Origin of the sequence: uncultured Neisseria sp., assembly GCF_951230505.1 — a bacterium.
Lineage (GTDB): Bacteria > Pseudomonadota > Gammaproteobacteria > Burkholderiales > Neisseriaceae > Neisseria.
Genome location: NZ_CATNVN010000067.1, coordinates 1 through 9,443, shown reverse-complemented (window position 1 = coordinate 9,443; position 9,443 = coordinate 1). Strand labels below are relative to the sequence as shown.

Below are 9,443 nucleotides of genomic sequence, written 5' to 3'. Positions count from 1 at the left end.
TGCCGGCGCTACGCTGATTACGCCTAACCGTGCAGAATTGAAAGAAGTGGTGGGAAGCTGGAAAAACGAAAACGATTTGACCGAGAAAGCCCAAAATCTGCGCCGCCATCTCGACTTGACCGCTATTTTGCTGACCCGAAGCGAAGAGGGTATGACCCTGTTCAATGAGGGTGAGCCGATTTATCAGCCTACACGGGCCCAAGAAGTTTATGATGTATCCGGTGCGGGCGATACCGTTATTGCCGGAATGGGCTTGGGTTTGGCGGCAGGCTATACCATGCCTGAAGCGATGCACCTTGCTAATACGGCAGCGGGCGTTGTCGTGGCAAAACTTGGTACGGCGGTTTGCTCGTTTGCAGAGTTGAATAAGGCATTGGAAGAGCAATAATGTTTGTTTCAGACGGCCTTAGAATTTCACGCCTTTATGCAGGGCAACGATGCCTGCGCTCATGTTGTGGTAATCCACGCTGTCGAAACCTGCATCCAGCATCATTTGCTTCAAAGTTTCTTGGTCGGGGTGCATACGGATGGACTCGGCGAGGTATTGGTAGCTGTCGGCATCTTTGGCAATCAGTTTGCCCATAATCGGCAACAGTTTGAAAGAGTAGAGGTCGTACACGCCTTCCAAAGGTTTGTACACTTTGGAGAATTCCAACACCAGCAGGGTGCCGCCCGGTTTCAATACGCGGTACATTTCTTTCAGTGCGGCATCTTTGTGCGTCATATTGCGCAGGCCGAATGCGACGGAAACCAAATTGAAATAGTTGTCGGGGAACGGTAATTTTTCAGCGTCTGCCAATGATACGGGCAGAATCATGCCTTCGTTGAGCAGGCGGTCGCGGCCGACGGTCAGCATGGAAGAGTTGATGTCTGTCAGCCAAACTTCGCCTTCTTTGCCCACACGTTTCGCCCAGCCTCGGGACAAATCGCCTGTACCGCCGGCGATGTCCAATACTTTGTCGCCTTTTTTCAGGCGCGCGGTATTGATGGTGAAATGTTTCCAAACACGGTGCAGACCGCCGGACATTACATCATTCATAATGTCGTAGTTTTTTGCCACGGAGTGGAAGACTTCGGCAACTTTGCCTGCTTTTTCGTCTTCGTCAACGGTAGAGAAGCCGAAATGGGTTTTGTGGTCGCTCATAGTGTCTGCCTTCTTAAAATAATACGGATTCAGATATCGAATACGTCGAAATCGCCAACCACTTTCGACGCGGGAAATATAGTTTGTGCCTGCCGCTCCAGCATCAGGCGTTGTCCTTCTTCGGTATAACGTGCGCTGATGTGGGTCAGGTAAAGTTGTTTCACATTGGCTTGCAAGGCCAGCTTGGCGGCATTGGATGCGGTCGAATGGAACACTCGTTCCGCTGTCTCTTCATCGCCTGCCGCAAAGGTTGCTTCATGCGCCAAAACGTCTGCGTTTTGCGCGGCGCGCACTGCCTGCGGATAGGCCTTGGTATCGCCGAAGATGGCTACTACCCGTCCTTTTTTGGACGGGGAGAGGAACGCTTTGCCGTCAATGATTCTGCCGTCGTCCAATGTTACGGCCTCGCTTTTTTCAGACGGCCTTTCCGCCGCAACCGCCGCTACCGCAGGAATGCGTATGTTTGGATTTCAAATCTTCGGCACTTGGCGTTCTAGATGCGCCTGCTTTCTCGAGGCGGTCGAGATAGTCTTGCCAAAGCGCGTCTTGATTGTGCGCCAGTCGGTAGAGATAGTCCCAATCATAAAGGCCGCTGTCGTGGCCGTCTGAAAAAGTAATTTTCAATGCGTATTGGCCGACGGGTTCTAAATCGGTAATACTGACTTCGGCTTTGCCTGTTTGCAAAACATCTTGACCTGGACCGTGTCCGCGCACTTCCGCGCTGGGCGAGTACACGCGCAGGTATTCGGCAGGAAGGCTTTTGGCACCGTCAACATAGACCAAAGTCAGTACGCGCCGCTCTTGCTGGAGGCGGATTTCTTGTGGAATTTTATCGGCTTGGGTCATGTCATGCTCCGTTCTTTTTACGCAAATAGGCAACGCGTACAGAAAAAATACCGCCAAGTACGGCAAACAGCACGATTGCGTAGAGTGAAAGCCGTATCAGGCTTACTTGCGTGCCCGTCGTCAGCCCCAAAGGCAGCAACATCACGGCAACGAACAGTAAAAATGCGGCCAACATGGCGGCAATGCTGGCAAAGGCATAGCGGGTATTGGCTGCTGTTTGCGGATGTTTGGTCATGTTGGATAGCTTGCCGTAGGGTGGTGAGGCGGTATTTTATCAGCTTTTTGGTGCTTCATGCCGTCTGAAAACGGCTTTATTTCCATAAATAAAGTGTAATGGCGCGCCTGTCTTCGCCTTCGGGCATTAAACGGATGCTGCTGCCTTTGCTTCCGTTGACACGGATAATGATGCCGCCCGCCTGCCGCTCGATAATGTCGAGTTGGGTGTCGCGGTTCATGCGGTAGTTGTAGCGTTCGCATTGCTTCAAGCACCAAAAATCCTGCCAATGGATAAAATATTTTTGTCCGGATTCGATGGCCAGCGTTTCGCCACCTTTGACGATGAAATAAGGATAATCGGGTTTTTGCGTGCTGAATGTCCATTCGGCTGTTCTGTTTTTTCCGTTTTGACGGTATTCGAATACGGCACGGTAGTCGGTGTCGTATTCCAATGGCTGTAAAGGAAACAGTGCAAATTGGCGTTCGGTCAGGAGGCGGTTTGGGTCATTATCTTTATCTAAGATTTTGACGTCGCTGATTTCTTTTGTGTCCCGATACAGTTTGAACGAACGCATTTTGACCGGAGGCGATTGTTCTGAGAAGGCGATGCTGACCGGATTGCCGGTCATTTCATAATGCGGCATAGGGTCGGGACGTTCGTCGTGGAAAACCGGCGAGGCGAAGTTGCCTTGCGGATAGGTAATGTAAGGCCGGAGTTTACGGTTGGAAATTTCATCCGCATAAACAATGGCATGACCATGACAGGCATCTTGATAAAACGAACGGCTGAGGTCGGATAGGGGGCGGTTTTTTTGGCAGAGGTTGTTGAATCTGCTGTCGCCCTGATTGATGCTCAACGCGATTTGTTTACCTTGCGATTCGAACGCGGCTCCAGCCTCGTCGATATTTTGATCGAGTAAGGAGAGGCGGTGGTAAATCGCCGTCATCAGGTTGTCCAGCTGATGTTGGGCAGGAAGGTGGTCGTTGATTTTTTCGTTTGGCGGATGCTGGCCGGTACTGACGTTTTCGTGCACGCCTTTATAGGCATAACCGGCTTTGCGCGTGCGGTCTGATGGGCGTGGGCCTGTATAAAAGGGATTGCGCGTATTGTGTTCGTCATGGCCGTCGTCAGGGTTTTGCAGTAGATAGCGGGCATGATTGCGCGCGGCGCGTTCGAGTGTGGCTGAGTGCGCCAGTGCGGGCAGATTGGCTGAGGAGCGGAGGAAGTTTAAATACGCCAAGGCGTCAAAATCGGCAACGGCAGTACGATTTTGCGGCGGTTGGGCATAGATGAGCTGGTCTTCGGAATAGCGATGGGTTTCGTAGTATTGGAATATGCCGAGGGCGATGGCAAAACCACCCAGCCAGTAAAGAATGTGTTTCATTATATGTACTGCGTTCAGACGGCCTTGAGCTGCGGTTCTTTCCCCTTGAAACTCATGCCGTTAAATGATTATTTTGATAGCGGCTTGACTTGGAATGCTTCAGGATGGGATTTGAAATATTCGACAGCGATAAATCCGCCACCAATAATAATCAACAGGGCAATGGCCATGCCGATCATCGCTAAAATGAATTTGTCCATATTTGTCCGTTTGAATGAAGGCCGTCTGAAACACTTGAAAGCGTTCAGACGGCCTTAAAGTCAGGTTAATTAACGTTCGATTTGCGATACGTCGCGTACTGCGCCTTTGTCGGCGGAAGTCGCCATCGCGCCGTAGGCACGCAGGGCTGCGGAGACGTAGCGGTCGCGGTTTTCCGGTTTCCACGCTTTGCTGCCGCGTGCTTCCATTTCGGCGCGGCGTGCGGCAAGCTCTTCATCGGAAATGACAAGGTGGATGCTGCGGTTTGGAATGTCGATTTCGATGGTGTCGCCTTCGTGTACCAAACCGATTGCGCCGCCTTCTGCCGCTTCAGGCGAAGCGTGACCGATGGACAGGCCGGAAGTACCGCCGGAGAAGCGACCGTCGGTCAGCAGGGCGCAGGCTTTGCCCAAACCTTTGGATTTCAGGTAGGAAGTCGGGTACAGCATTTCTTGCATGCCCGGGCCGCCTTTAGGGCCTTCATAGCGGATGATGACGATATCGCCAGCCACGATTTGGTTGCCCAAAATACCTTCTACTGCGTCTTCTTGGCTTTCAAACACGCGGGCGCGGCCGGTAAATTTGAGGATGCTCTCGTCCACGCCTGCGGTTTTCACTACGCAACCGCGCTCGGCGATATTGCCGAACAATACTGCCAAGCCGCCGTCTTGCGAGTAGGCATGCTCAACATCGCGGATACAGCCTTTTTCGCGGTCGAGGTCGAGGGTTTTCCACATACGGTTTTGCGAGAACGCCTGAGTAGTGCGCACGCCGCCTGGAGCTGCTTTGAAACGCTCGATGGCATGGGTGTTTTCAGGGTTGGTCACGTCCCATTTTTCAATCGCATCTTTCAGTGTTGGCGCGTGGATGGTGTACACGTCGGTGTGCAGTTTGCCTGCTTTGTCCAATTCTTTCAGGATGGCGAAGATGCCGCCTGCGCGATGCACGTCTTCCATGTAGTAGTCGTGGTTGTTTGGCGCGGTTTTGCAGATGCAAGGTACAACGCGGCTCAGGCGGTCGATGTCGGCCATTTTGAAATCGACACCGGCTTCGTTGGCAACGGCCAACAGGTGCAAAATGGTATTGGTAGAGCCGCCCATGGCAATGTCCATGGTCATGGCATTTTCAAACGCTTTTTTAGTGGCAATACTGCGTGGTAATACGGTTTCGTCGTCTTGCTCGTAGTAGCGTTTGGTGATTTCGACAATCATGCGGCCGGCTTCGAGGAACAATTCTTTGCGGCCAGCGTGGGTCGCCAGATAAGAACCGTTACCCGGCAGGGAAAGGCCGAGTGCTTCGGTCAGACAGTTCATGGAGTTGGCGGTAAACATGCCGGAGCAGGAGCCGCAAGTCGGGCAGGCGTTTTGCTCGACTTCTTCGACTTGTTTGTCGCTGATATTGTCGTCTGCCGATTCGATCATGGCGTCAATCAAATCCAAGCGGCGTTCTGGTTGAATGTTGGCTACACCGATAACTTTACCGGCTTCCATCGGGCCGCCGGAAACGAAGATGGTCGGAATGTTCAGGCGCATGGCGGCAATCAGCATGCCCGGGGTGATTTTGTCGCAGTTGGAAATGCACACCAGCGCGTCGGCGCAGTGGGCATTGACCATGTATTCGATGGAGTCGGCAATCAGGTCGCGGCTGGGCAGGGAGTAGAGCATGCCGCTGTGGCCCATGGCGATACCGTCGTCAATGGCGATGGTGTTGAATTCTTTGGCAATGCCGCCGGCTTTTTCGATTTCACGGGCCACCAGTTGGCCCATGTTGTGCAGGTGTACGTGGCCTGGGACGAATTGGGTGAAGGAGTTGGCAATGGCGATAATCGGTTTGCCGAAGTCGGTTTCCATTACGCCGGTCGCACGCCACAATGCGCGCGCGCCTGCCATATTGCGGCCGTGGGTAGAGGTTTTGGAGCGGTATTCAGGCATTTTTGTTCCTTTGTTTTATGCTGAGGCCGTCTGAAATAGGCTGGTTAATTGGCGGCCCGTTGTAGAAATAACTCGGTATTTTATACCAATTACGAGCGATGAAGCACGCTATTTTGTAATAAAACTAAACTGTATTTGCTTCACCTGAATTTGCTGCTCACTTCTTCAGACGGCCTGAAGTTTTCTTAATATGAAACGCTGTCTTTCTCAGTAGCAAAAGATGTTGGCATCAAAAAGTGATATGATAGGGAACTTCTCACATTTCTAAGGATAAGACGATGAAAAAAATCATGTTTGCATTGTGTTCGGCCATGTTGGCTTCTGCTGCGTCTGCCGCTGTTTATAAAGTGGACGAATTTCATACCAATGCCCGTTTTGCCATCGACCATTTCAACACCAGCACCAACGTCGGCGGTATTTATGGTTTGACCGGCAATTTGGAATTTGACCGTGCCAAACGCCAAGGCTCTATCGATATCGTATTGCCTTTGTCCAAACTGCAAACCGGTTCGGACCACTTTACCCAACACTTGAAATCTGCCGATATTTTCAATGCAGACAAATACCCTGAAATTCGTTTTGTATCCACCAAATTCAATTTCAACGGCAAAAAACTGCTGTCTGTTGACGGTAACCTGACCATGAACGGCAAAACTGCGCCGGTAAAACTCAAAGCCGATAAATTCAACTGCTACCAAAGCCCGATGGCAAAAGCAGAAGCGTGCGGCGGCGACTTCAGCACCACCATCGACCGTACCAAATGGGGCTTGGATTATTTGGTTAGTGCCGGTATGAGCAAAAAAGTTAACATCAATATCCAAATCGAAGCAGTGAAACAATAATCCTGCTTGATTTCAAAATAAAGGCCGTCTGAACGGAATCTGTTCAGACGGCCTTATGATTAAAGACGTTTAGGATTCTTTATTTTTATCGGCTTTGGCTGCCCAATAAGTTGCCAAGAGTGAGCCGGAGATATTGTGCCACACGCTGAACAATGCGCTGGGAACGGCAACAACCGGCGCGGCGGCAAAGTGTGCGGCGGCAAGCGCGGCGCCTAAGCCCGAGTTTTGCATACCGACTTCGATGGCCAGCGTTTTTTGTGCATCATAAGGCAGGCCGGTCCATTTAGCGGCAAAGAAGCCGAGCAGATAGCCGATGCCGTTGTGAAGTACGACAACGGCAAAAATCAGCAGACCGCTTTCAATAATCTTGCCTTTGCTGGCACCGACAACCGCGCCGATAATCAGCACGATGGCGGCAACGGAAACCAGCGGCAGTGCGTCGGTCAGTTTTTCAGTTTTGTTGCCCAAGATTTTATGGACAATCAAGCCCAAAACGATGGGGAACAAAACCATTTTGACGATGGACATCAACATACTGCCCGCTTGGATTTCCAGCATTTCACCGGCAAGCATCAGGAAGATGGCGGGGGTCAGCAATGGGGAAATCAGGGTGGAAACCGATGTAACGGCAACCGACAAAGCCACATTGCCGCGCGCCAGATAAGTCATTACATTGGAAGCCGTACCGCCCGGGCAGCAGCCGACCAAAATCACACCGACTGCGATTTCGGCAGGCAGGTTCAACAGCTTGGCCAGCAGATAGGCGGTTGCCGGCATGATGGCGAATTGTGCAATCACGCCGATGATGACGGCTTTGGGGCGTTTGAACAAAATATCGAAGTCGGAAGGTTTGAGCGTCAAGCCCATGCCGAACATGATGATGCCTAGAAGCCAAGGAATGTAAGGGCCGACCCATTTGAAGGTGTCGGGTGCGAAAAAAGCGATGCCGGCAAAGAGCGCAGCCCAAAGGGAAAATGTTTTTCCAATAAAGTTGCTGATTTTATTGAGGATACTCATGATAATATGTTGTGAAGTTGTTTTTAAGGGAAGTCAAGGATACACGTCTTAACCTTAATTTGCAAAATGACTTAAAAATAAACCAGGCCGTCTGAAAATAGAGATTGATTTTCAGACGGCCTGTGATTTGTATTTGCTATATAGACGGCATTATTCTTTTGATAAAATATTGCGCAGCCATCGGGCGGCAGGTGCGATTTCTCCGGCAAGCATGCCGGTTTCGATTTGGCTGCTGTGTTTGATGACATCGGCCGCCGCTCCGTGCAGCCATACTCCGGCGCAGGCGGCCTGAAAGACCGGAATGCCTTGTGCCATCAGGCTGCCGATAATGCCGCTCAAGACATCGCCGCTACCTGCGGTGGCCAAACCGGCATTGCCGCTGGTGTTGGTATAGACTATGCCGTCTGCCATGGCCACCAATGTATGATGGCCTTTCAATACGACGGTCGCGCCATATTTACGGCTGATTTCGGTCACGGCTTTTTGCCTGTCGGCTTGTACTGATTGGGTATCGGTACCGAGTAGGCGTGCAGCTTCTGCCGGATGAGGTGTCAGGACGATATGTTTGTACGATTTGAGGCGTTCGGCCAATTCGGAAGAACGGGACAGCAGTGTCAAAGCATCTGCATCGAGCAATAAAGGCCGGTCATGGTGTGTAGACAGGATTTTGGGCAGTAGCTGCTCTGATAATCTGTCCAAACCGAATCCGCAGCCGATTACCCGTGCGCTGACATCGTTGCGCTCCATCAGTTGGGTTGCAGTGGCGAGCATGATTTCAGGGCGTTCGGGAATGATGGCAAAAGGCAGCGTGGCTTGGTTGAAGCCTGCCCAAACCTTGCCGCACCCTTGATACATGGCGGCTGTGGCTGCCAAAACCACTGCGCCGCTCATCCCCGTTGCGCCACCGATAATGGCAAGCGTGCCGTATGTGCCTTTGTGCGATTCTTGGGCGCGGGGGCGGAATACGTCGGGAAATGCTAAGGCCGTCTGAAAAGCTTGAAGCGATTCGGGAAACGTGTAGATGGGCTGCATGGCATAACCTTCCAAGATAAGAAATTTAATTTTAAATCAGAAAGTAAAAGGTAATGAAGCAAAAAATAAAAGTTTGGGACGCACCTACGCGCCTGTTCCATTGGCTCTTGGTGTTATTAATAGGATTCATGTGGTACAGCGCAACCCAAGGCGGCGATATGCTGGTATGGCACTTGCGCGGCGGTTTGTTGATGCTTGCGTTGGTGGCTTTCCGCTTGTGTTGGGGGATATGGGGCAGCGATACGGCAAAATTCAGCCGATTTGTGCGTCCGTTTTCCGAAATTCGCCGCTACACACAAGGCCAAATGTCTGAAAACGAATTGGTCGGCCACAATCCTTTGGGCGCGCTGATGGTCATCGCTTTATTGGCCGCCTTGGTTTTTCAGACGGCCACAGGCTTATTTGCCGCCGATGAAAATACGTTTACCAATTCCGGTTTTTTGAATCATTTGGTCAGCGAACACGCCGGTACGCTGGCGCGAAAAATCCATATCAATTTCTTTAATATTTTGGCCGTTTTAGTAGGCGTACATATTGCGGCTGTTTTGCTGTATCGCTTTGTGAAAAAACAGGATTTGATTACGCCGATGATTAACGGCTTTAAAACCATCGATGCCAAGCAGCCTAAGTTGGCAGGAATGGGACAACTGCTTGCCGCTTTGGTGGTGGCGATTGCGTTAGCGTGTGCAGTATGGATGTTGCGCGGCTGATGTTTTAAGGCGGACACCCAAAAACAAACCGACCCCGATAGCTGTGATGGCTGTTGGGGTCGGTTGCTTTTTAGGGTTTAAAAGATGATGTTCAGACGGCCTTAACGCAGCGCAAGATGCTG

The 9,443-nt window shown here is 51.3% G+C and carries 12 protein-coding genes; 3 read left to right on the top strand and 9 right to left on the bottom strand.

Translation table 11 applies throughout. From position 1 onward, the window contains the following. Positions 1-388 (top strand): PfkB family carbohydrate kinase (locus Q1M25_RS05700; RefSeq protein ID WP_300482752.1); only part of this gene is annotated, 388 nt, incomplete at its 5' end. 18 nt (positions 389-406) lie between these two features. Here Q1M25_RS05700 and ubiE read toward each other — a convergent pair. From ubiE to ilvD, 7 genes are all read right to left on the bottom strand, one after another. Then, a complete protein-coding gene (ubiE, locus tag Q1M25_RS05695) occupies positions 407-1,144 on the bottom strand; it encodes a bifunctional demethylmenaquinone methyltransferase/2-methoxy-6-polyprenyl-1,4-benzoquinol methylase UbiE (protein WP_004519946.1) in 738 nt (245 codons plus the stop codon). A gap of 29 nt (positions 1,145-1,173) precedes the next feature. After that, positions 1,174-1,539, bottom strand: a complete 366-nt coding sequence (locus Q1M25_RS05690) for an MBL fold metallo-hydrolase (RefSeq protein WP_300482747.1) — start codon at positions 1,537-1,539, stop codon at positions 1,174-1,176. Between the two features lie 19 nt (positions 1,540-1,558). Beyond that, positions 1,559-1,990, bottom strand: coding sequence for a DUF971 domain-containing protein (locus Q1M25_RS05685; protein ID WP_300482744.1), 432 nt, complete (start codon positions 1,988-1,990; stop codon positions 1,559-1,561). Between the two features lies 1 nt (position 1,991). Next, the gene (locus Q1M25_RS05680; RefSeq protein ID WP_300482742.1) at positions 1,992-2,225 is read right to left on the bottom strand and encodes a cytochrome b6; all 234 of its coding nucleotides are present in this window, start codon (positions 2,223-2,225) and stop codon (positions 1,992-1,994) included. 76 nt (positions 2,226-2,301) lie between these two features. Continuing rightward, positions 2,302-3,591 carry a CAP domain-containing protein gene (locus Q1M25_RS05675; protein WP_300482740.1) on the bottom strand — a complete coding sequence of 430 codons (1,290 nt, stop codon included), beginning with the start codon at positions 3,589-3,591 and terminating at the stop codon, positions 2,302-2,304. Positions 3,592-3,659: 68 nt separating this feature from the next. Next, a complete protein-coding gene (locus tag Q1M25_RS05670) occupies positions 3,660-3,791 on the bottom strand; it encodes a hypothetical protein (protein WP_256388404.1) in 132 nt (43 codons plus the stop codon). A gap of 69 nt (positions 3,792-3,860) precedes the next feature. Continuing rightward, positions 3,861-5,720: a dihydroxy-acid dehydratase gene (ilvD, locus tag Q1M25_RS05665; protein ID WP_003746398.1), complete on the bottom strand. Its 1,860-nt coding sequence runs from the start codon at positions 5,718-5,720 to the stop codon at positions 3,861-3,863. A 278-nt stretch (positions 5,721-5,998) separates the two neighbouring features. Here ilvD and Q1M25_RS05660 point away from each other — a divergent pair, with 278 nt between their 5' ends. Further along, positions 5,999-6,562 (top strand): YceI family protein, encoded by a 564-nt coding sequence (locus tag Q1M25_RS05660; protein WP_300482735.1) that lies wholly within the window; start codon positions 5,999-6,001, stop codon positions 6,560-6,562. 69 nt (positions 6,563-6,631) lie between these two features. On the opposite strand, the gene Q1M25_RS05655 is transcribed toward Q1M25_RS05660, so the two are convergent. Together Q1M25_RS05655 and Q1M25_RS05650 are read right to left on the bottom strand one after the other, a co-directional pair. Further along, entirely contained in the window at positions 6,632-7,579 is a 948-nt protein-coding gene (locus tag Q1M25_RS05655) for a bile acid:sodium symporter family protein (protein WP_300482733.1), read from the bottom strand. 150 nt (positions 7,580-7,729) lie between these two features. Then, positions 7,730-8,611 (bottom strand): NAD(P)H-hydrate dehydratase, encoded by an 882-nt coding sequence (locus tag Q1M25_RS05650; protein WP_300482730.1) that lies wholly within the window; start codon positions 8,609-8,611, stop codon positions 7,730-7,732. A 53-nt stretch (positions 8,612-8,664) separates the two neighbouring features. Here Q1M25_RS05650 and Q1M25_RS05645 point away from each other — a divergent pair, with 53 nt between their 5' ends. Continuing rightward, positions 8,665-9,321, top strand: a complete 657-nt coding sequence (locus Q1M25_RS05645) for a cytochrome b/b6 domain-containing protein (protein ID WP_300482727.1) — start codon at positions 8,665-8,667, stop codon at positions 9,319-9,321. Positions 9,322-9,443: the final 122 nt, after the last annotated feature.

Coding starts and splice junctions, on each gene's coding strand:
- Q1M25_RS05650 (WP_300482730.1), bottom strand. CDS start 8,611: ATGCAGCCCATCTACACGTTTCCCGAATCGCTTCAAGCTTTTCAGACG.
- Q1M25_RS05675 (WP_300482740.1), bottom strand. CDS start 3,591: ATGAAACACATTCTTTACTGGCTGGGTGGTTTTGCCATCGCCCTCGGC.
- Q1M25_RS05655 (WP_300482733.1), bottom strand. CDS start 7,579: ATGAGTATCCTCAATAAAATCAGCAACTTTATTGGAAAAACATTTTCC.
- Q1M25_RS05670 (WP_256388404.1), bottom strand. CDS start 3,791: ATGGACAAATTCATTTTAGCGATGATCGGCATGGCCATTGCCCTGTTG.
- Q1M25_RS05685 (WP_300482744.1), bottom strand. CDS start 1,990: ATGACCCAAGCCGATAAAATTCCACAAGAAATCCGCCTCCAGCAAGAG.
- Q1M25_RS05660 (WP_300482735.1), top strand. CDS start 5,999: ATGAAAAAAATCATGTTTGCATTGTGTTCGGCCATGTTGGCTTCTGCT.
- ubiE (WP_004519946.1), bottom strand. CDS start 1,144: ATGAGCGACCACAAAACCCATTTCGGCTTCTCTACCGTTGACGAAGAC.
- ilvD (WP_003746398.1), bottom strand. CDS start 5,720: ATGCCTGAATACCGCTCCAAAACCTCTACCCACGGCCGCAATATGGCA.
- Q1M25_RS05645 (WP_300482727.1), top strand. CDS start 8,665: ATGAAGCAAAAAATAAAAGTTTGGGACGCACCTACGCGCCTGTTCCAT.
- Q1M25_RS05680 (WP_300482742.1), bottom strand. CDS start 2,225: ATGACCAAACATCCGCAAACAGCAGCCAATACCCGCTATGCCTTTGCC.